We start from the raw sequence: 20,256 nt of genomic DNA, 5'->3' as shown, positions 1-20,256 counted from the left end.
GCAGGCCCGCCCATAGCCGCCCCGCCGTGTCCACCGCCCCGCCCTCAGTCGACGATTTCACCCTGCTGCACGCGGGCGCCCGCGCGCTGGGCGAGCGCAACCGCCGCACCGTGCTGTGGATGATGGGGCTGGCCTTGCTGATCATCGCCGCCGTGCTGGCGCTGCTGTGGTATCTGCAGCGCTTTGAGCGCGCCGAGGAGGAGCGCCAGCGCAGCGCCGACGCGCAGTGGCTGGAGCAAAGCGTGCAGTTTCACTTTCGCCGGCTGGAGGACGACGTCGCCCAGCGCGCGCGCCAGGTTGCCATCGAAGGCCCACAGGCGCTGGCCAGCTCCACCCCGGGCGCGGCGGACGGCGCCGCCGCCGGCCTGCTGTGGCGCGCGCCGGGTGTGGTCACCGCACGCGCCTGGTTGGCCAGCAACAGCGCTGGCGCCGGCACCCCGGCCGCCACCAGCGGCGGCGACTTGCAGGCCTGGCAGGACGACATGAACCACCACGGTGATAACGCCACCAGCCTGCGCATGCTGCAGGACGTGGCCGCCAGCCTGCGCCACGCCAGCTACGCCGGCCCGATGCGCCGCTCCGACGGCAGCAGCGGCGACCGCGTCTGGCTGGCCGTTCCCAGCTTTGACGGGCCGCGCCTGGCCGGGCTGTACGTCGTCGCGCTGTCGATGCAGCATGCCGTCGATGCGCTGCTGCCGGCCTGGTTTGCAGACAAGCAGGCGGTGCGCCTGGCCGCCACCGGCGCGCAGGCGCCGGCGCTCACGCAGGAGCAAATCGGCGACAGCTACCGCACCGTGATGGGCCTGCCCGGCTCCGACCTGATGCTGGAGGTCGTGCCCCAGGGCTCGCAGGCATCGCCCATCCCGCGCATCTTCTTTGGCGTGGCGCTCACCTTTCTGCTGGGCATGCTGGTCAGCCTGGCGGCGCTGCGGCGCGACTTCATCAAACGCCAGCAGGTGCAGCAGCGCCTGCAGGCCGAGGTGGCCATGCGCTCGGCCATGGAGCACAGCGCCACCATCGGCCTGCGCGCCTGGGACATGCGCCGGCGCATCCTCTACGTCAACCAGGCGTTCTGCGCCATGGTCGGCTACGGCGCGCGCGAGCTGCTGGGCGCCAGCGCGCCCCTGCCCTGCTGGCCGCAGGAGCAAGGCGACGAGCTGGTGCAACTGAGTCGCCTGGCCAAGAGCGCAAGTGCCGCGCACCACCCCGGCCTTGAGACGCGGCTGCGCCACAAGAGCGGGCAATTGGTCGACGTACTGATCCACGAAGCGCCGCTGTTGGCCGCCGACGGCACGCAGCTGGGCTGGATGAGCTCGGTGCTGGACATCAGCGAGCGCAAGCGCGCCCAGCAACTGGCGGCAGAGCAGCAGGAAAAGCTCGACGCCTCCGAGCGCCTGGTCGCCGTCGGCGAGGTGGCCTCCACGCTGGCGCACGAGCTCAACCAGCCGCTGGGCGCGCTGGCCAGCTTTGCCAACGGCCTGCTCAACCGCCTGCGTGCCGGTACCATCGCGCTGGCCGACATGGAACCCGTCGTGCAGCGCATGGCACAACTGGCCGAGCGCGCCGGCGGCGTCACCCAGCGTGTCAATGCCTTTGCGCGCAAACGCGAGCTCAACCTGGTGCTCCTGAACCTTCAGCCGCTGGTGCGCCGCGCCGGCGCCAGCGCCCAGGAAGGCCAGCCCACCAGCATTGCGCTGCAATTGCCCGATGCGCCGGTGCCGGTGCTGGGCGACGCGCTGCTGCTCGAACACCTGGTCAACAACCTGTGCGCCAACGCGCTGGACTGGGCCGGCCAGGGCGCAGACGGCGCGCCGGCGCGCGTCGTGCTGCGCCTGCGCCCACTGCCCGGTGACGAAGTCGCGCTGGAAGTGGCCGACAGCGGCCCCGGCGTGCCCGAGGCGGCGCAGGCGCGCATCTTCGACGCCTTCTACAGCACCAAGGACGGCGGCATGGGCATGGGGCTGGCCATCTGCCGCTCCATCACCGAAGCCCACCACGGGCGTATGCTCGTGGGCCGCGACGCCGCCCTGGGCGGCGCGCTGTTCACCGCCATCCTGCCGCTGGCCGGCCACCACACCCCCGATGCCTGAAGACCTGCACCCCGTGGACATCCACATCGTCGACGACGACGCCGACGTGCGCGACGGCCTGGCCTGGCTGTTCGACTCGCGCGGCTGGCCCACGCGCACCTGGGCCGGCGGCGCGCAGCTGCTGGACGCCGCGCAGGCGCTGCAGCGCAACTGGAGCCAGGCCGTCGTGCTGCTGGACATCCGCATGGAGCCGCTGTCGGGCCTGGTGACCTTCGAGCGCCTCAAGGCCCTGGGCTGCCCCTGGCCGGTGCTGTTCCTGACCGGCCACGGCGACGTGGGCACCGCGGTGCAGGCGGTCAAGGACGGTGCATGGGACTTCCTGGAAAAGCCCTTCCAGGACAACCAGCTCGTCGACCGCGTCGAACGTGCGGTCGAGGCCCTGCTGGCGCGCAGCGACACCGAGCGCGAGCTGCAGCGCCTGCACCAGGCGCTGGCCAGCCTGAGCCCGCGCGAGCGCGAGGTGCTGCGCGAACTGGTTCGCGGCCACTACAACAAGAGCATTGCCGACCACCTTGGCATCAGCCAGCGCACCGTGGAGTTCCACCGCGCCAACATCTTCGAGAAGATGGGCGTGGACTCCGCCGTCGCGCTGGCGCACAAGCTCGGCCAGCTGCAACCGCTGAACCTGCCCTGAAAGCCATCCCCTTCAAGGCATTGCAGCCATATGCCCTGCCTGGCACACGGCTCCACTCGGGCATGCGCCGTATGCAGAGAGCTGTGGAACCTCCTCGCGGCAAACGCCATCCGCCGCATCACGACGACCGCACACCTCATGCACCGAAGCCCATCGCTCGCAAAGGCCGGAGCAAAAATCTATTGATACACGCAATGTGATAGTCCGATATGGCTATTTCTCAAGCCATGGCACGTCGTTATAAACAACCGTGCTGCGCCGCATGAGGCTCTACTGCATCCGGCAACAAACGCCATAACGCACCAAAAAGCGCAGCATGACCACCACCACGACGTGCTGCCTGCACAACACACACAAAGAGAGGGAATATCTTGAAAATCAAACACTTGGTCTCGTTCGCGGCCGCCGCATGCCTGGCTGCCTCCGTCAGCGCGGAAACCCTGCCGCTGACCTTCGCGATCCAGGGCAACGCCGGCACCGGCTCGCCCAACGGCCACGTCTCCGCGCCGCCAGCGCCCGTCGAAGGCTCGGGCTATTACTACGTATCGACCTACAAGGGCACCAATGGCGTAGGCGCGCTGCCCAGTGTCGGCGGCATGGGCAACCCGACCAACGGCAGCACGCTGACCACCGGCCTGTTCAATGCCAACTCCGGCGACGTGCTCAACTTCTACTTCAACTACGTGACCAGCGACGGCGCGGGCTACGCTGACTACGCCTGGGCGCGACTGCTGGACAGCGACGCCAACCAGGTCGCACTATTGTTCACGGCACGCACGACCCCGGGCGGCTCCACGGTTCCGGGCTTCGGCATGCCCGCCCCTGGCGCCACCCTGACTCCTGCCGACGTGTCGATCAACGCCGGAGCGCCCCAGTGGAGCCAGCTCGGCGGCTCCAGCGGCACCTGCTACGACACGGGTTGCGGCTCAACCGGCTGGATTCTGTCTGAGTTCGAGATCGGCCTGGAAGGCCAGTACATGCTGCAGTTGGGCGTGACCAACTGGAACGACACGCTCTACGACAGCGGCCTGGCCTTTGCCGGTCTCAAGATTGGCGACACCGAGATCGCTCCGCCGGTCTCCGCAGTCCCGCTGCCCGGCGCCGGGTGGCTGATGATGGGCGGCCTGGGCTCACTCGCCGCCATGCGCCGCCGCCGCAAGGCCAAGGCCGAGGGCGGCTCGCAGTAAGCATTACCGCCCTCTTTCATCCTCCTGCAGTGCAGGGCGAAATTCCCCACCGGCGGTAGGCGAGGCGGCGGCGCCATGCCACTGGTCTTCGCAAGCCCGCGAGCGCCTGTTGCCTGGCATCACCCAGGCGACGGGGTCAGCAGATCTGGCCACATTCCAGAGCCGACGGTCACAGTCCGGATGAAAGAAGATGCGCAGCCGCTGCGCCCCGCAGCGCCGGCCCCGGCCGTGCGCGAAGGGTGCGCGTGCGGCCGCGTGCCCCGAAAACGTCTTCTCAACCCACTGACGAGGAGCGTTTGAATGTTTCAAACCCACACCACCGCGCACGCGCTGCGCACACCCCCCCGGCTACCCATCCGCCGGCGATTGCGCCCGCCCCGCGCGCGAGCGCGTCGACACTGCACTCGCCGCCGTGCGCCAGGGCATTCCGGTCGTCGTGCTCGACGACGACGACCGCGAGAACGAGGTCGACCTGATCGTCGCCGCCGAGCGACTCGATGATGCGCGGCGCGCAGGTCAGTGCCTACGCGGCGGCGCACGGCCTGCCAACGCTGACATTGCCGACCTGGCCGATTACGTGGCATCACACTAGGGCCTGTTAACGCTATTTTTGGCGGTGCGAACATACTCAAAACGGCGTCAATCGAGACGTGCGACGCAGCCCAGACTGGGTGTCTGGGCAAGGAGCGCAACGAAGAGTGGCGCCGTTTTGAGTATGTTCCCTTCGGGTTGCGATCAAAAGGGCCATCGCCGGCGTTGCCAGCCTTGCCAAGGGTGGCACCTTGGCTGCGGCTGGCGCCTTGGCGAGTGGCCCTTTTGATCACAACGCATCCGTCAAAATAGCGTTAACAGGCCCTAACCTGGGCGCCGGCGCGTCGTCCCCCTGGCGCGCACGCCACTGCGCCGGCGTGCAGCCGGTCCAGCGCCTGAACGCGCGCCAGAACACCGCCGGCTCGGCATAGCCCAGCGTCTGGCCCACCTCGGCCAGCGGCTGCGCGCCCTGGCCCACGGCTTGCAGCGCGGCGTCGCGGCGCACCGCGTCCAACAGCGCAGAAAAATGCAGCCCCTCGGCCTGCATGCGCCGCGCCAGCGTGCGCTCGCCCAGGCCCAACGCCTGCGCCGCCTGGGCGCGCGTGGGCACTCCCTGGGCCAGTGCATCGGCCATCCAGGCGTGCAGATGCGATGCCAGTGCCGCACCTCCCAGCACCACGCCACCCAGGCGCGCCAGGCGCTGCGCGGCCGCCGCGTGGTGCACGCGCGCCAGCTGCGCGTCGGCCTGCGGCAGCGGCGCGTCCAGCAGCGCGTTGCTCCACAGCACGCCGCTGAAGGCCTGCTCAAACTGCACCGGGCCGCCGAACACCGCGCGGTAGCCCGCCAGCGGCCCAATGCGCGGCTGGTTGAACTGCACCGCCTGCGGCGCCAGCGCTGCGCCGCGCCCCGTGAGCCAGCGCGCGAACACCACCACCGCCGCCAGCACCGCCTCGACCTGGTGCGGGCTGAAGGCCAGCGCGCCCTGGCGCGGGTGGTAGATGAGCCAGCTGGCGCTGGCGCCGGCAATGGTCTGGAAGCGCCCGCCGTCCGAGATCAGGCGCTGGTACTGCTGGACCAGTGCCAGCGCGGCGCGCAGCGTGGGCGCGGACTGCAGCAGGTAGCCGACCACGTTGAAGCTCGCCGGCCCGACCGACGCACCGGCCTTGAGGCCAAAGCCCGCATCCTGTGTCGCCTGCACCGCCGCGCGCCACAGCCGGGCGATGTGGTCAATGGGCCAGCGCTCGCGCTGCAGGTCCGCCGCCGGGATGCCCGCCAGCGCCAGCACCTGCGCACGCGGCACGCCCTGCTGCTGCGCGGCGTCGAGCACGGTGTTCACCCAGCTCATCGAGACACTGGCTTGCAGGGTCATGGATCCACCTTCAGCGCGGCGCGGGCAACTGCTCGCCCCGGATGCGCCGGCCCAGCCAGGCCAATGCGGGGGCAATCGGACCGTGGCCGCCCACGGACTGGGCCACCGGCAGAGGCCGGAAGTCCGAGCCACGCTCTGCCACCGCAAAGGCAAAGCTGTAGTGCGGCTCCTGCCCCATGCGCAGATCGGTGATCACCAGTCGGCCGCGCCCGTCCTCCTGCAGCCTGTAGAAACCGTGGCTGAAGCGTCGGATGCGCTGCGCGCCGTCGATGCCGGCCACCGCCGCCTCAAAGCGCGTGCCGTGGTCAAAACGCTCGAAGCGCATGCCGCCGGGCGCATCGAGCAGGGCATGAAAGCCCTCGTAGTACGCATCGCCGTCCATCGCCACCACGCGCCACAGCAGCATGGTCAGCGGCGCCGGCGTCACCAGCACGCGCTCGGCCACCACACCCTGCGCCGCCAGGCTGCGGCGCGCCTGGCACTCCACCTGCGCCTGCAGGCCCACGCCCAGCAGCAGCACCGCCGTGCCCACGGCCAGCCCCCAGCGGTTGGCCCGCTGCCCGCGCACGTCGCCCCGGCGCGCCAGCACGACCAGCAGCCCCACCAGCCAGGGCAGCGTCACGGCCGGGTCGATGATGAAAACGCTGCCCAGCGCCACCGGGTAGTTGGAAAACGGCAGCCACAGCTGCGTGCCATACACCGTGAACGCATCGAGCAGCGGATGCGTGACCAGCGCCAGCCACATTGCCAGCCACCACCAGCGCCACTGCGCCCATTCGCCCTGCACCCGCGCCACCAGCGCGGCGAACGGCAGCGAAAACAACGTCAACCAGAACAGCGCATGGCTTTCAGCGCGGTGCAACACCATGTCAAGGATGGGGTCGCCGTGCGAGAAAAACACGTCCAGGTCGGGCAGCGTGCCCGCCACGCCGCCCCACAGCGCCGCCTTCCACACGGCGGTGCGCCGGCGCATCACCGCCACGCTGACGGCGGCGCCGAGGATGACTTGGGTCAGGGAATCCATGGGAGAAGATTGTGCCGTCCATGGCGACGAACCGTCCTTTTAAGTCAATATTTCTGTCCCACAAAGTCAATCACTTTCCACCATCCGACGCTATCTTCCGGCCCAGGAGACAAGCAGACATGACAACGACAACAGCAGACACCCTGGTCATCGGCGGCGGCCTGGCGGGCATCGTCACCGCCCTCGAATTACTGCGTGCCGGTAAAAACGTCACGCTCGTCGACCGCGACACGCCCGAGCGTTTTGGCGGCCTGGCGCTATGGGCCTTTGGCGGCATGGCGCTGGTGGGCACGCCCTTGCAGGCGCGCGCCAAGATCGACGACTCGCCCGAGCGCGCGCTGGCCGACTGGCAGCGCTTTGGCGAACTGGCCGATCATGATCACTGGCCCCAGCAATGGGCGCGCTATTACGTCGAGCAGTCGCGCCCGCAGGTATACGACTGGCTGCTGCAGCACGGCCTGAAATTCATGCCCGCGGTCAACCTGGTCGAGCGCGGCCTGCACGGTGACGGCAACAGCGTGGCGCGCTACCACATCGTCTGGGGCACGTCGCGCCATATGACCTTGACGCTGATCGCCGCGCTGCGCGAGGCGGGCGCGGGCGCGGGCGGAAGGCTCACGCTGCTGCACCGCCACCGCGTGACCGCCCTGGAACATGCAGCCGGGCAGGTATCGGGCGCGACCGCCATCGACGAAGCCACCGGGCGCGAGGTGCGCCTGCAAGCCTCCATCGTGGTGCTTGCCATGGGCGGCATCAATGGCAGCCACGAGGAGGCGCGGCGCAACTGGCCGCGGGACAGGCCGCTGCCCGCCGCCATGCTCAATGGCGCCCATCCGTTTGCCGACGGGCGCATGCACCACTGGGCGGCCGACCGATTGGGCGCGCAAATCACCCACGCGGGCGAGATGTGGAACTACGCCGCCGGCATTCCCCACCCCTTCCCGCATTTCCCGGGGCACGGCCTGTCGCTGATCCCGTGCAAATCGGCGCTGTGGCTGAATCACCGGGGCGAGCGCATCGGGCCCGAGCCGCTGGTCACCGGCTTCGACACCCACTGGCTGTGCCAGCAGGTGGCCGCGCAGGAGAAACCCTGGACCTGGCAGCTGCTCAACCGCCGCATCGCGCTGAAGGAATTTGCGATCTCGGGCGCCGAGCACAACCCGCGCATCCGCGACCGGCAGTTTCTGCGCTTCGTGAAGGACACGCTGCTGGGCAACCACCGCCTGGTCGACCAGATGGCGCGCCAAAGCCCGCATTTCATCGTGGCCGATACGCTGGCCGAACTGGCGGGCAGGATGAACGCTCTCACGGCTTCGCACGACATCCGCCTTGAGGTGCTGCAGGCCACGGCCGACGCCTTCGACGCGCATTTCCAGGGCAGCGGCAAGCCCGAGGACGACGCCCAGGTGCGCCGCATCCTGCAGGCCCGCCAATGGAAACCCGACAGCCTGCGCACCTGCAAGCCCGCGCCGCTGCAGCAGCCGGGCGCGGGGCCGTTCATCGCCATCCACACCCAGCTGATCACGCGCAAAAGCCTGGGCGGGCTGCAGACCGACTTGCAAAGCCGCGTGCTCGATGCCGCGGGCCAGCCGATGGACGGCCTGTACTGCGTGGGCGAGGCGGCGGGTTTTGGCGGCGGCGGGGCCAGCGGAAAGCGATCGCTGGAAGGCACGTTCCTGCCCGGCTGCATCCTGACGGCGCGGGCTGCGGCGCGGCACATCGTGACTTGACTACTCGGCTTTTCCTGCCCCCGCTGGGGGAGGGCCGAGGAGGGAGCCAGCAACGCTTGCGCCACCATGCCTGCATGAATGCCGGCACTCCACCGGCCCTCATCCCCGCCTTCCCCAAAGGGGGAAGGAGCAAAACAGCCATTCAACCAAAGCACAAGGAGACCGCATGGAGTTTGACTACCTCGTCATTGGCGCCGGCTCGGCCGGCTGCGTCGTCGCCAGCCGACTCAGCGAAGACCCGCGGGTCAGCGTCGCGCTGGTCGAGGCGGGCGGGCCCGACACCAGCGTGCTCACGCGCGTGCCGCTGGGCTTCGTCGCCGAGGCGAAGCGCAAGACAAATTCTGTGCACTACCACACCGTGCCCCAACCCGGCCTGAACGGGCGCCGCGGCTTTCAGCCCCGCGGCCAGGTACTGGGCGGCAGCAGCGCCATCAACGCCATGGTGTACTGCCGCGGCCACCGCAGCGACTACGACCACTGGGCCGCGCTGGGCAACCCCGGCTGGGACTGGGCCAGCGTGCTGCCGCTGTTCAAGAAGATGGAGGACAGCGCCTGCTTTGGCGCGACCGACGACCACGGCGCGGGCGGGCCGCTGGGCGTGGACTGGCTGCGCAGCCGCTTTGCCAGTACGCCGGCGTTTCTGCGCGCCTGCGCCGCGCAGGGCGTGCCGCCCACGCCGGACTACAACGGCGCGCGGCAAGAGGGCTGCTGGCCCGCGCAGGTCACGCAGCGCGGCGGCGAGCGCTGCAGCGCCGCGCGCGCCTACCTCACGCCCCACCTGGGCCGGCCCAACCTGCGCGTGCTCACCCGCGCGCGCAGCCTGCGCATCGTCTGGGACGGGCGGCGCGCCGCCGGCGTGCAGATCAGCCAGGGCGGGCGCGAGAGCGTGTTGCGCGCGCGCCGCGAAATCATCGTCAGCGCCGGCGCCTACGGCTCGCCCCAGCTGCTGATGTGCTCGGGCGTGGGGCCGGCGGCGCAGTTGCAGGCGCACGGCATCGCGGTGCAGCAGCACCTGCCGGGCGTGGGCCAGAACCTGCAGGATCACATCACCGCGTCGCTGAACTGGCACAGCCCGCGCGGCGACGCGGGCCTGGGTGTCTGCCCCTCGGGCGCGCTGGCGCTGCTGCGCGGCGTCCACGAATGGCGGCGCCAGCGCAGCGGCGCGCTGACCAGCAACGTCGCCGAGGCAGGCGCGTTCTTTCACACCGAAGCGGGCCTGCGCGCCAGCGACATCGAGCTGGAGTTCGTCGTCGCCATGGTCGACGACCACAGCCGCAAGCTCTACTTTGGCCACGGCTTTGGCCTGCACGTCACGCTCACGCGCCCCGGAAGCCGCGGCGAGCTGCGCCTGCAGAGCGCCGACACGCGCGACAGCCTGCTGATCGACCCGCGCTATTTCAGCGACCCCGACGACCTGCCGCGCCTGGTGCGCGGCGTGCAAAAGTCACTGGACATCATCAACGACGACGCACTCGCGCCCTGGCGCGGCGCGATGATCCGGCCCCTGCACCGCGATGACCCGGACGCGATCGCGCAGGAGCTGCGCGCGCACGCCGACACCGAATACCACCCGGTCGGCACCTGCCGCATGGGCGCGGCCAGCGACGGTGCCAGCGTCGTCGACGCGCGGCTGCGCGTGCATGGCGTGCAAGGCCTGCGCGTGGCCGACGCATCCATCATGCCCAGCATCACCACCGGCAACACCAACGCACCCACCCTGATGATTGGCGAGCGCTGCGCCGCCCTGCTGCAAGAGGACGCCCGATGCCCCCCCGCCCCCTGGAAAACCCCGCGATGAACCCCACCGCCCTGCCCACCCCGGCGCCCCACCTGCCCGCGCTGCTGCGCGACTGCTTTGCCGCCCAGCGCGCCGCCTTCACCCGCAGCCGCAACCCCGGCGCCGATAAACGCCGCGCCGACCTGCGCGCACTGCACCGCCTGCTGGCCGACAACCGCGAGGCCATCGTCGTCGCGATCGACCAGGACTACGGCTGCCGCAGCCGCTTCGAGACATTGCTGACCGAGCTGCTGCAGGGCCAGGAGGCGGCGCTGGCCGCAGCGCGCCGGGTGCGCCGCTGGATGCGCCCGCAAAAACGCCGCCTCGACCCCACGCAATACCCGCTGGCCAGCGCCTATACCTTCGCCCAGCCCGTTGGTGTGGTCGGCATCGTCGTGCCGTGGAACTTCCCCATCGCAATGGCCTTTCAGCCTCTCATTTGCGCGTTTGCCGCCGGCAACCGCGCCATGGTCAAGATGTCGGAAAACTCGGCCCACCTGGCGCGCCTGCTCAAGGCGCTGGCGCCGCGCTACTTCGCGAGCGACAAGCTCGCCTTCTTTGCCGACGACGACGCCGGCCCCGGCCAGCCGCTGGGGCCGCTGTTCACGCAGCTGCCGTTCGACCACCTGTTCTTCACCGGCTCGCCGCAGACCGGCAAGGCGGTGATGGCCAACTGCGCGGCCAACCTCACGCCGGTCACGCTGGAGCTGGGCGGCAAGTCGCCGGCCATCGTCGCGCCGGGCTTTGCGCTGGACAAGGCGGCCGAGCGCATCGTCTGGGTCAAGATGCTCAACGCCGGGCAGATCTGCACCAACGTCGACTACCTGTTCCTGCCCGAGGGCAGCGAGCAGGCCTTCATCGCCCACGCCCAACGCATCGCCCAGCAGCGCTACCCCGACCTGCTGGGCGGCGACTACACCGCCATCATCGACCAGCGCCAATACGACCGGCTGCAGGCCATGCTGCAGGACGCCATTGCCAAAGGCGCGCGCGCCGTGCCGCTGCTGCCCGGCCAGGCGGGCGACGTGCAGCGGCGCATCATGGCGCCCACGCTGCTGTTGGACGTGCACGAGGACATGCAGGTGATGCAGCGCGAGATCTTCGGGCCGCTGCTGCCCATCCTCGGCTACCGCAGCAAGGAGCAGGTGCGCGACTACATCAACGCGCGCCACCACCCGCTGGCGCTCTACCTCTACAGCAACGACCGCGCGCTGCAGGACTTCTACTTGACAGAGACGCTGTCGGGCGGCGTGAGCCTCAACGACAGCCTGATCCAGTCTGGCTTGCACAACCTGCCGTTCGGCGGCGTGGGCCACAGCGGCATGGGCCACTACCACGGCCACGAGGGTTTTCTCACCTTCTCCAAGCTGCGCCCGGTGTTCCGCCAGAGCCGCTGGCGCACCCTCGACCTGCTGATGCCGCCCTACGGCCGGCGCGCCTACCAGTTGCTGAACTTCATGCTGTGGCGCAACCGGTAGTGCAGTGTTCGACGCTATCTGCGGCATAAAACCGCGTCTTTTCGGCCTGGGCGGCGTTGCAAATCCTCGCGATAGCGACGGCTATCGCTGCGGTTTACGCCTTGCCCAGACCAAAAATCCATCGGTTTTATTTGTCGCATCAAGCATCGAACACTGCACTAGCGCGACAACCCCACGCCGGCCCAGCCGCCAAGGAGACAAGACCATGCCCCTCGCCTACCCCGCCACCGCCGCCGACTGGCGCCGCCTCGCCCAACAGCGCCTGCCGCGCTTTCTGTTCGACTACATCGACGGCGGCGCCGGCGACGAAGCAACGCTGGCCACCAACGTGCAGGACTTCTGCTCCGTGCGGCTGCGCCAGCGCGTCATGGTCGACGTGCAGCAGGTGGACACGCGCACCCGGCTGGCCGGGCAGGACTGCGCCATGCCGCTGGCACTGGCGCCCGTGGGACTGGCGGGCATGATGGCGCGCCGCGGCGAGGCTCGGGCCGCACGCGCGGCCGCAGCGGCCGGCCTGCCGTTCACGCTGTCGACCGTCGGCATCTGCCCGCTCGATGAGGTGACGGCCGCCGCCGGCGCGCCGCCCTGGTTCCAGCTCTACATGCTGCGCGACCGCAGCGCGGTGCAGGCCATATTGCACAAGGCCTGGGCTGCAGGCACGCGCACGCTGGTGTTCACCGTCGACCTGCCCACCACCGGCGTGCGCCACCGCGACACGCGCAACGGCATGGCGCACGGCGGCACGCGCGCCGCGCTGCTGCGCATCAGCCAGGTGCTGGCGCGCCCGGGCTGGGTGCGGCGCGTGGCGCTGGGCGGCAAGCCGCTGACCTTTGGCAACCTGGCCGATCAGGTGCCCGGCGGGCATGACCTGAACGCCTTCAAGGCCTGGGTGGACGCGCAGTTCGACGCCAGCGTCACCTGGCGCGACATCGCCTGGCTGCGCCAGCAGTGGCAGGGGCGCTTGCTGATCAAGGGCGTGCTGGACGCCGAGGACGCCCGCGCCGCCGTGGACAGCGGGGCCGACGGCGTCGTCGTCTCCAACCACGGCGGGCGCCAGCTCGACGGCGTGGCGTCCACCATCCGCGCGCTGCCGGCCATCGCACAGGCGCTGGGCGGGCAGACCGAGCTGCTGCTCGACGGTGGCGTGCGCAGCGGCGTCGACGTGTTCAAGGCGCTGGCCCTGGGCGCGCACGGCGTGCTGATCGGCCGGCCCTGGGTCTGGGCGCTGGCCGGCGGCGGCGAGTCCGGCGTGCGCAGCCTGCTGCAGGGCTGGCAGCGCGAGCTGGCCGTGGCCATGATGCTGGCTGGCGTGACCCGTGTGCAGGACATCGGGGCGCAGCACCTGGACGGCCCGTTCTTTCAACCCCATTGAGCAGGCCTGGCCTGCGCAGGCAACCATCAAAAAAGGAGACACCATGAACGGCGCACACGCACTGATGAAGACCCTGGCCGACGCCGGCATCGAGGTCTGCTTCTCCAACCCCGGCACCAGCGAGATGCACTTCGTCGCCGCGCTCGACGCCGAGCCGCGCATGCGCGCCGTGCTGGCGCTGTTCGAGGGCGTGGCCACCGGCGCGGCCGACGGCTACGCCCGCATGGCCGGCAAACCCGCCGCCGTGCTCTTGCACCTGGGCTGCGGCCTGGGCAATGGCCTGGCCAACCTGCACAACGCGCGCAAGGGCAAGGTGCCCATCGTCAACATCGTCGGCGACCACGCCACCACCCACGTGCAGTACGACGCGCAGCTGCAGTCCGACATCGAGACCGTGGCGCGCAACGTCTCGCCCGGCTTCGTGCGTACCTCGCAAACGACGGCCGCGCTGTGCCAGGACGCGGTGGACGCTGTTCAAGCAGCGCGCGGCCTGCCCGGCCAGGTAGCCACGCTGATACTGCCGGCCGACGTGTCGTGGGGCGAAGGCGGCCAGCCCTGCCCGCCCCCGCCGCAGCCCGCCTCGCCCACCGCGGACGACGCCACCGTGCAGGCGATTGCCGCGCTGGTGAAGAACGGCAAAAAGACCGCGCTGCTGCTGGGCGGCCACGCGCTGCGCGAGCCGGCACTGCTGGCCGCCGCGCGCATTGCCGCGCACAGTGGCGTGCAGCTGCTGGCCGAAGTCTTCCCCACGCGCATGGAGCGCGGCGCGGGCCTGCCCGCGGTCGAGCGCATCGCCTACCTGGCCGAGATGGCAGGCGTGCAGCTCGCGCCGATCGAGCAGCTCATTCTTGTCGACGCCAAGGCGCCCGTCTCCTTCTTCGCCTACCCCGGCAAGAAAAGCTATCTGGTACCCGACGGCTGCAGCATCCACACCCTGGCCACACCCGCGCAGGACGCCGCCGCCAGCCTGCGGCAGTTGGCCGATGCGCTGGGCGCCAGCCAGACCCCGCCCCGGCTGCAAGCGCCCCGGCGCCCCGAGCGCCCGCGCGGGCGCCTGACCGCGCCCAAGGTCTGCAAGGCCGTGGGCGCACTGCTGCCGGACAACGCCATCGTGATCGACGAGGCCATCACCAGCGGCCTGATGCTGGGCGTGATGACCCAAGGTGCCCCGCGCCACGACCTGATCACCCTCACCGGCGGCGCCATCGGCCAGGGCCTGCCCAATGCCGTGGGCGCGGCCATTGCCTGTCCCGACCGGCCGGTGATCGCACTGGTCGGCGACGGCACCGCGATGTACACGATCCAGGCGCTGTGGACCATGGCGCGCGAGGGGTTGAACGTGACGGCCATCATCTTCAACAACGCCAGCTATTCGGTGCTGGGCGTCGAGCTCGACCGCGTCGGCGCGGGCGAAGGCGGGCCCAAGGCCCAATCGCAGCTCGACCTGCACGGCCCGCAGCTCAACTTTGCCCAGCTGGCCCAGGGCATGGGCGTGCATGCGACACGCGCACAAACGTCCAATGACTTCTGCCAGGCGCTGGAATACGCGTTGGCCCAGCCCGGCCCGCACCTGATCGAGGCGCTCGTTCCCGAGTCGCTCGCCGGTGCCAAGCGCCGCGTGCTGCCCTGGCTGCTCAAGTCCCTGCCCAACCTGCCCCAGCCGGTGGCGCAGGCGCTCAAGCGCAAGATTGCGCCGTGACGCGCAAAGAATCGGGGGTCAGGCCAGCGATCGGCGTCACCGCCCGTCGGGCAGCCGCTCGGCGGCGTAGCTGTTCAGCACATGGCCGCTCTTGTCGAAGACGACGGTGAAGTCCATGCGCCGCGTGCCGTCGGCCCAGTTCCAGTACCACTCGCCCTGCTGCTTGAGCTCATAGAACACCTGGCGCGCGGGCTTGCCCAGCAGGCGGTGCACCTGCTCCTCGGTCATGCCCGGCTGCACGCGCTCGAAATGGTGGGGCGACAGCACTTGCTCGATGGCGCGCAGCACGCCGTCGGAGCCGATGGTGATCATGTAGTTGCGCTCGCCCGCGGGCTGGCGGTTGTACTCGAAGGTGCGCGCGCCGTCCGCGTCCTGCCAGATGCGCTCGGGCTCGCCAAAGCGCTGGCGCACCTGCGCTTCGGTGGAGACGCCCTCCTCCAGCTCGGAGATGCTTTTCTGGTCACAGCCGGGCAGCAGTGCGCACAGCGCCAGCAGCGCCGCACCGGCGCGTCGGAAGGGTTGCAGCAGGGACATCGTCAGGCTTTCAGCAGCTTGGCCGGCTAAAATGGCCGGCTGCAGCACAGGTTGCATGCGCTGCGCCGCCCGGCCCCATGCCCGGCGGCGCAGCGCGCAACCTTACCCGATTCCCCCTGTATTTCGTTGTGACCACCATGTCGTTTTTCCAGCGCGCCCACTACCTGTCCGACACCACGCAGTTCCTGCAGCAGCTCAAGGACAAAAAGCCCGACATGGAGCAGAAACAGCGCGAAGGCCGCGAACTGCTGTGGGACAAGAAAGTCGACCGCAGCCTGTGGCAGGAATACCGCGCCGCGCGCGTGCCGCAGAAGTCCTACGTCTACTACTCCTACAGCGCATCCGACCGCAGCACGCCCACGCGCTGAGCGCGCGCGGATGCTGCGCGTGTACCCTGTCTGAATGAATGGGCCACACCGCCACGCCTGAGCGCCAGGACAACGCGCACGCCCCCCCGCCCGCCGACGCGGTCGACCCCGTGGCGCTGGCCCGCCTGTACGGCGAGCCGCTGTTTGCGCTGCCACAGGACTTGTACATCCCGCCCGACGCGCTGGAGGTGTTTCTGGAGGCCTTCGAGGGGCCGCTCGACCTGCTGCTGTACCTGATCCGCAAGCAGAACTTCAACATCCTCGACATCCCGATGGTCAGCGTCACGCGCCAGTACCTGGCCTACGTCGACGAGATCCGCAGCCGCAACCTGGAGCTGGCCGCCGAATACCTGTTGATGGCGGCCATGCTGATCGAGATCAAGTCGCGCATGCTGCTGCCGACGGTGCACCACGCGGGCGAGGCCGAGGCCGAAGACCCGCGCGCCGAGCTGGTGCGCCGCCTGCTCGAATACGAGCAGATCAAGCTGGCTGCCCAGCAGCTGGGCCACCTGCCGCAGTACGGGCGCGACTTCGTGCGCGCGCAGATCGCCATCGAGCAAAGCTTGGCGCCGCGCTTTCCCGACCTGGACGTAGCCGAGCTTCAGGCCGCCTGGCGCGACATCTTCAAGCGCGCCCGGCTGGTGCAGCACCACCGCATCACGCGCGAGGAGCTGTCGGTGCGCGAATACATGGGCCAGGTGCTCAAGGCGCTGCAGGGGCGACGCTTCGTGCCGTTCGAGGAGCTGTTTCCCACCGGCCGCGGCACACCGGTGCTGGTCGTCACCTTCGTCGCGCTGCTGGAGCTGGCCAAGGAGTCGCTGATCGAGATCACCCAGGCCGAGGCCTTTGCCCCCATCTACCTGCGCCTGGCCTACACGCCGGCCTGAGCAGGCCGCACCCTTGCCCTTGCCCATGCCCGCCGCCTTCCCGCAGCCCACGCCCCGCCGCCAATTGGCACTGCGCTGGGCCGCCCGTCTGCTGGCATGCGCCGCGGCACTGGCCGGTGCCGCCAATGCCAGCGCCGCGGGCAACGCCGCGTGCACGAATGCGCAGCGCATCGTCTTCACCCAGCCGGTCACCGTCACCGCGCAGGAGCGCGCGCAGATCGCCCAGCTGTCACCTCTGCGCGTGCTGGCGGTCAGCGCACCGCCGCTGTCGCAATACGAGGAAGAGACGGGCCGCTACCGCGGCGTGGCCATCGACGTGCTGTGCGCGATCACCCAGGAGCTGGGGCTGGACTGGCGCCTGGACGGCGCACCCACGCAGACCGTGACCGAGAAAATCGCCAAGGTGCAAAACGGCCAGGCCGACCTGTTTTTGCCGCTGAGCGCCACGCTCGAGCGCGAGCGCCTGGGCCACTTCACGCTGGCGCTGTACACCAGCTACTACGTCGCCATCGCGCGCAAGGGCCGCTCCATCGAAATCGACCGGGCCGCCGACCTGGCGCGCTACCGCGTCGGCCTGGTGCGCGGCGTGGCGCTGCAGCCCATTCTGGAGCCGCTGGTGCCCGCAGCGCAGCTGCTGCTGGCGCAACAATCGTTTGCCGGCGGCGGCCTGTTCGACGCGCTGCGCGCGGGCGACATCGACGTGGCCGTCTTCAGCCGCGACTTCTTCGTCGAGCAGCGCTACAACCATGAGCTGTTCGACCTGGAGATCGTCCACACCTTCAAGGAATACCCGCGCCACTACGGCTTCTACCTGGGGCCGGACGCGGCGCACCTGCAGCTGGCAACGCTGCTGGACCGCTACCTGGGCGCCATCGACACCAGTGCATCGCTGCGCGCCCACCAGATGGGCGAGCGCCAGCTGATCGAACGCTACCTGCACCAGCGCCAGCAGCGCCTGCTGCTGCTCATCTCCAGCGCCGGCGCCGCGGTGCTGGCGCTGGCCGCCTTCATCGCGCTGCGCCACTACCGCCAGCTCACGCAGCGCCTGGAGGCCGGCCACCGGCGCATCCGCCAGCAGCAGCAAGCGCTGCAAGCGGCCAACCACCAGCTGCAACAGCTGAGCCAGACCGACGCGCTCACCGGCCTTGCCAACCGGCGCATGCTCGACCAGAGCCTGGCGCGCGAGCATGCGCGCTGGCGGCGCACCGGCTCGGCGCTGAGCGTGGCGCTGATCGACATCGACCACTTCAAGCAGGTCAACGACCGCCTTGGCCACACCACGGGCGATGCCTATCTGCGCGCGGTCGCCGGCGTGCTCGCGCGCAGCCTCACACGGGTCACCGACCTGGCGGCGCGCTATGGCGGCGAGGAATTCCTGTGCCTGCTGCCTGATTCGGACGCGCATGCCGCGCGCACCGTGGCCGAGCGCATCATGGACGGCATTGCCGCGCTGCAACTGCCCAACCCTCGCGCCGGCGCCGACGCCGGCGCGCTCACCGTGAGCATCGGCCTGGTGACGCTGCAAAGCGGCAGCCACGGCACGGCCGATCTGCTGCAGCAGGCCGACGTGCAGCTGTACGCGGCCAAGCACGCCGGACGCAACCGCATACAGGCCACGACGCTGCGCGCGTGAAGGCAGTAGCGCCTGCGGGCCACGGCTGGCGCGGCGTGCTGGTACGCTGGTGCCTTTCAGCCTCGCTGCTCCACTGCCATGCCCCACCTGACCATCGAATACAGCCCCAACCTGGGCGACTTCCCCGAGGCCGACATGGCGCTCGCGCTCAACGCCAGCGTCTGCGCCAGCCCCGAAGTTAAGGACGAATCCGACCTCAAGACCCGCTTCGTGCGCACGCGCCACTTCCAGATCGGCACCGCCGACACGCCGCGCGCCTTCGTGCACGCGCAGTTGCGCCTGCTGGCCGGGCGCAGCCCCAAGGCCAAGCAGGATCTGAGCGAGCGCATCGCCGCCGTGCTGCGCCGCATGGCGCCGCGCCCGGACGGCACGCTGGTGCAGCTGAGCGTGGAGATCGTCGACATGGATCGCCCGTCCTACGTCAAGGAAAGCCTGGGCTGATTCCATTTTTCAATCAATCGGGTACGCGAAGGCGCAGCGCAGACAGTGCTGCAGCACGGCAAGCGAAGCCGACAAAGTAACCGTTTGATTTGAAAATGGAATGACAGGCCCGGGCGCCAGCACCCGCCAGCACAGCCGCAGCGTCTGCCGACCCCGTAAAAACACTGACGAGACACCTTGTTGCATCTGCACAAAACCCCTGGTTTGCGCCATTGCCAAGGCTGCCGCGGCTGCGTACCTTCGCAACTTTCAAACGCTAGACAAGAGGAGCTCTCAATGAAAGCAACCCGGATGTTGTTGATTGCCGCGACCGTGGCCGGCATGGGAACAATGGCCACGGCCCAGGAGCAGATCATCAAGATCGGGCACTCCGGCCCGGTGTCTGGCCCCCAGGCCCACTATGGCAAGGACATCAAGAACGGCGCGCAGATGGCCATCGATGACCTCAACGCCAAGGGCTTCGAGATCGGCGGCAAGAAGGTCAAGTTCGAGCTGATCGCCGAGGACGACGCAGCCGATCCCAAGCAGGGCACGGCCGCCTCGCAAAAGCTGTGTGACGAAAACGTCGCCGGCGCGGTCGCCTTTGTGAACTCGGGCGTCGCCATTCCCGCAGCCAAGGTCTTTCACGACTGCGGCATCCCGGTCATCAACGGCGCGGCCACCAATCCCGACCTGACCAAGCCCGGCTGGGATACGACCTACCGCATCATCGCCAACGACAACGCGCTGGGCGCGGCGCTGGCCAACTACACGGCCAACACCGCCAAGCTCACGCAGGTCGCCGTCATCGACGACCGCACCGCCTACGGCCAGGGCCTGGCCAGCGTCTACAAGAAAGAGGCCGAGAAGCTGGGCATCAAGGTCGTCGCCAGCGAATTCACCAACGACAAGGCCACCGACTTCATGGCCATCCTGACCTCGATCAAGGCCAAGAAGCCCCAGGCCATCTTCTACGGCGGCATGTACGGCCAGGCCGGCCCGATGCTGCGCCAGATGGCCCAGCTGGGCATGAACGACGTGAAGTTCTACGGCGGCGACGGCATCTGCATCGACGCGCTGACCGAGGTGGCCGCGGGCGCCAAGACGCAGGAGAACGTGGTCTGCGCCGACGGCGGCGCCTCGATCGCCAAGATGCCCGGCGGCACCGAGTGGAAGAAGCGCTACGATGCCAAGTACCCCGGCCAGTTCCAGGTCTACAGCCCCTACTTCTACGACGGCGTGATGCTGCTGGCCGACGCGATGCAGCGCGCCGGCTCGGCCGACCCCAAGGTCTACATCCCCTTCCTGCAGAAGTCCAACTTCTCGGGCGTGACCTCGCGCCTGGAGTTCGAGAAGAACGGCGAGATGAAGAACCCCAGCTACACGCTGAGCCACTTCGTCAACGGCAAGAAGACTCCGCTGGACTGATACGCACCAGCATCCGCACTTAGCACAGCCCGCCGCCCCGGCGGGCTTTTTCATGCCCAAAGCCCTGCGGGCCGTGCAGTCGGCGCCTGTGCACG

16 protein-coding genes, 1 pseudogene and 1 riboswitch are annotated in these 20,256 nt (G+C 69.5%); of the genes and pseudogenes, 14 read left to right on the top strand and 3 right to left on the bottom strand.

Features of this window, described 5'->3' with window-relative positions; all coding sequences use genetic code 11:
- The first annotated feature begins 26 nt into the window (after positions 1–26).
- From ABD767_RS05060 to ABD767_RS17265, 4 genes and pseudogenes are all read left to right on the top strand, one after another.
- The gene (locus ABD767_RS05060) at positions 27–2,090 is read left to right on the top strand and encodes an ATP-binding protein (protein WP_103045507.1); all 2,064 of its coding nucleotides are present in this window, start codon (positions 27–29) and stop codon (positions 2,088–2,090) included.
- The gene (locus ABD767_RS05055; RefSeq protein ID WP_146031481.1) at positions 2,083–2,724 is read left to right on the top strand and encodes a response regulator; all 642 of its coding nucleotides are present in this window, start codon (positions 2,083–2,085) and stop codon (positions 2,722–2,724) included. The genes ABD767_RS05060 and ABD767_RS05055 overlap by 8 nt, the downstream gene beginning before the upstream one ends.
- Before the next feature lie 371 nt (positions 2,725–3,095).
- Positions 3,096–3,911, top strand: coding sequence for an NF038132 family protein (locus ABD767_RS05050; protein WP_344868563.1), 816 nt, complete (start codon positions 3,096–3,098; stop codon positions 3,909–3,911).
- A gap of 18 nt (positions 3,912–3,929) precedes the next feature.
- A riboswitch (FMN riboswitch) is annotated at positions 3,930–4,107 on the top strand.
- A 213-nt stretch (positions 4,108–4,320) separates the two neighbouring features.
- A pseudogene (locus tag ABD767_RS17265) lies at positions 4,321–4,503 on the top strand (3,4-dihydroxy-2-butanone-4-phosphate synthase); the annotation flags it as partial.
- 228 nt (positions 4,504–4,731) lie between these two features.
- Here ABD767_RS17265 and ABD767_RS05040 read toward each other — a convergent pair.
- Both ABD767_RS05040 and ABD767_RS05035 read right to left on the bottom strand, forming a co-directional pair.
- Positions 4,732–5,811, bottom strand: coding sequence for an AraC family transcriptional regulator ligand-binding domain-containing protein (locus ABD767_RS05040; protein ID WP_103046490.1), 1,080 nt, complete (start codon positions 5,809–5,811; stop codon positions 4,732–4,734).
- 10 nt (positions 5,812–5,821) lie between these two features.
- The gene (locus tag ABD767_RS05035) at positions 5,822–6,835 is read right to left on the bottom strand and encodes a metal-dependent hydrolase (protein ID WP_103046491.1); all 1,014 of its coding nucleotides are present in this window, start codon (positions 6,833–6,835) and stop codon (positions 5,822–5,824) included.
- 119 nt (positions 6,836–6,954) lie between these two features.
- On the opposite strand from ABD767_RS05035, the gene ABD767_RS05030 reads away from it, so the two are divergent.
- The 5 genes from ABD767_RS05030 to ABD767_RS05010 all read left to right on the top strand — a co-directional run bounded on the left by ABD767_RS05030 (position 6,955) and on the right by ABD767_RS05010 (position 14,891).
- On the top strand, positions 6,955–8,565 hold the full coding sequence (locus ABD767_RS05030; protein ID WP_103046492.1) for an FAD-dependent oxidoreductase: 1,611 nt from the start codon (positions 6,955–6,957) through the stop codon (positions 8,563–8,565).
- Positions 8,566–8,731: 166 nt separating this feature from the next.
- A complete protein-coding gene (locus ABD767_RS05025) occupies positions 8,732–10,363 on the top strand; it encodes a GMC family oxidoreductase (RefSeq protein WP_344868559.1) in 1,632 nt (543 codons plus the stop codon).
- A complete protein-coding gene (locus tag ABD767_RS05020; RefSeq protein WP_344868557.1) occupies positions 10,330–11,820 on the top strand; it encodes an aldehyde dehydrogenase family protein in 1,491 nt (496 codons plus the stop codon). Before ABD767_RS05025 ends, ABD767_RS05020 begins: the two co-directional genes overlap by 34 nt.
- Positions 11,821–12,025: 205 nt before the next feature.
- Entirely contained in the window at positions 12,026–13,192 is a 1,167-nt protein-coding gene (locus ABD767_RS05015) for an L-lactate dehydrogenase (RefSeq protein ID WP_344868555.1), read from the top strand.
- A gap of 43 nt (positions 13,193–13,235) precedes the next feature.
- Entirely contained in the window at positions 13,236–14,891 is a 1,656-nt protein-coding gene (locus ABD767_RS05010) for an acetolactate synthase large subunit (RefSeq protein ID WP_344868552.1), read from the top strand.
- Between the two features lie 36 nt (positions 14,892–14,927).
- Here the strand turns inward: ABD767_RS05010 and bamE are convergent, their stop codons facing one another.
- Positions 14,928–15,425 carry an outer membrane protein assembly factor BamE domain-containing protein gene (gene bamE, locus ABD767_RS05005; protein WP_103046516.1) on the bottom strand — a complete coding sequence of 166 codons (498 nt, stop codon included), beginning with the start codon at positions 15,423–15,425 and terminating at the stop codon, positions 14,928–14,930.
- A gap of 137 nt (positions 15,426–15,562) precedes the next feature.
- Between bamE and ABD767_RS05000 the strand changes: the two genes are divergently transcribed.
- The 5 genes from ABD767_RS05000 to ABD767_RS04980 all read left to right on the top strand — a co-directional run bounded on the left by ABD767_RS05000 (position 15,563) and on the right by ABD767_RS04980 (position 20,161).
- Positions 15,563–15,793 carry a DUF3460 family protein gene (locus ABD767_RS05000; RefSeq protein ID WP_103046515.1) on the top strand — a complete coding sequence of 77 codons (231 nt, stop codon included), beginning with the start codon at positions 15,563–15,565 and terminating at the stop codon, positions 15,791–15,793.
- Positions 15,794–15,831: 38 nt separating this feature from the next.
- On the top strand, positions 15,832–16,680 hold the full coding sequence (locus tag ABD767_RS04995; protein WP_344868549.1) for a segregation and condensation protein A: 849 nt from the start codon (positions 15,832–15,834) through the stop codon (positions 16,678–16,680).
- 25 nt (positions 16,681–16,705) lie between these two features.
- Complete coding sequence (locus ABD767_RS04990) at positions 16,706–18,313, top strand: diguanylate cyclase (RefSeq protein ID WP_103046513.1); 1,608 nt, start codon at positions 16,706–16,708, stop codon at positions 18,311–18,313.
- Positions 18,314–18,391: 78 nt separating this feature from the next.
- Positions 18,392–18,754 carry a 5-carboxymethyl-2-hydroxymuconate Delta-isomerase gene (locus ABD767_RS04985; RefSeq protein WP_103046512.1) on the top strand — a complete coding sequence of 121 codons (363 nt, stop codon included), beginning with the start codon at positions 18,392–18,394 and terminating at the stop codon, positions 18,752–18,754.
- A gap of 276 nt (positions 18,755–19,030) precedes the next feature.
- Complete coding sequence (locus tag ABD767_RS04980; RefSeq protein ID WP_103044966.1) at positions 19,031–20,161, top strand: ABC transporter substrate-binding protein; 1,131 nt, start codon at positions 19,031–19,033, stop codon at positions 20,159–20,161.
- The last annotated feature ends 95 nt before the right edge of the window (positions 20,162–20,256 follow it).

The organism is Comamonas faecalis (assembly GCF_039538025.1).
Taxonomy (GTDB): Bacteria; Pseudomonadota; Gammaproteobacteria; order Burkholderiales; family Burkholderiaceae_C; genus Comamonas_C; species Comamonas_C faecalis.
This window is presented reverse-complemented; position numbering and strand designations above follow the sequence as displayed.

What these genes read in the sequence shown, in the direction of transcription:
- ABD767_RS05055 (WP_146031481.1), top strand. Translation starts at nt 2,083, where the DNA reads ATGCCTGAAGACCTGCACCCCGTGGACATCCACATCGTCGACGACGAC.
- ABD767_RS05040 (WP_103046490.1), bottom strand. Translation starts at nt 5,811, where the DNA reads ATGACCCTGCAAGCCAGTGTCTCGATGAGCTGGGTGAACACCGTGCTC.
- ABD767_RS05035 (WP_103046491.1), bottom strand. Translation starts at nt 6,835, where the DNA reads ATGGATTCCCTGACCCAAGTCATCCTCGGCGCCGCCGTCAGCGTGGCG.
- ABD767_RS05030 (WP_103046492.1), top strand. Translation starts at nt 6,955, where the DNA reads ATGACAACGACAACAGCAGACACCCTGGTCATCGGCGGCGGCCTGGCG.
- ABD767_RS05025 (WP_344868559.1), top strand. Translation starts at nt 8,732, where the DNA reads ATGGAGTTTGACTACCTCGTCATTGGCGCCGGCTCGGCCGGCTGCGTC.
- ABD767_RS05020 (WP_344868557.1), top strand. Translation starts at nt 10,330, where the DNA reads ATGCCCCCCCGCCCCCTGGAAAACCCCGCGATGAACCCCACCGCCCTG.
- ABD767_RS05015 (WP_344868555.1), top strand. Translation starts at nt 12,026, where the DNA reads ATGCCCCTCGCCTACCCCGCCACCGCCGCCGACTGGCGCCGCCTCGCC.
- ABD767_RS05010 (WP_344868552.1), top strand. Translation starts at nt 13,236, where the DNA reads ATGAACGGCGCACACGCACTGATGAAGACCCTGGCCGACGCCGGCATC.
- bamE (WP_103046516.1), bottom strand. Translation starts at nt 15,425, where the DNA reads ATGTCCCTGCTGCAACCCTTCCGACGCGCCGGTGCGGCGCTGCTGGCG.
- ABD767_RS05000 (WP_103046515.1), top strand. Translation starts at nt 15,563, where the DNA reads ATGTCGTTTTTCCAGCGCGCCCACTACCTGTCCGACACCACGCAGTTC.
- ABD767_RS04995 (WP_344868549.1), top strand. Translation starts at nt 15,832, where the DNA reads ATGGGCCACACCGCCACGCCTGAGCGCCAGGACAACGCGCACGCCCCC.
- ABD767_RS04990 (WP_103046513.1), top strand. Translation starts at nt 16,706, where the DNA reads ATGCCCGCCGCCTTCCCGCAGCCCACGCCCCGCCGCCAATTGGCACTG.
- ABD767_RS04985 (WP_103046512.1), top strand. Translation starts at nt 18,392, where the DNA reads ATGCCCCACCTGACCATCGAATACAGCCCCAACCTGGGCGACTTCCCC.
- ABD767_RS04980 (WP_103044966.1), top strand. Translation starts at nt 19,031, where the DNA reads ATGAAAGCAACCCGGATGTTGTTGATTGCCGCGACCGTGGCCGGCATG.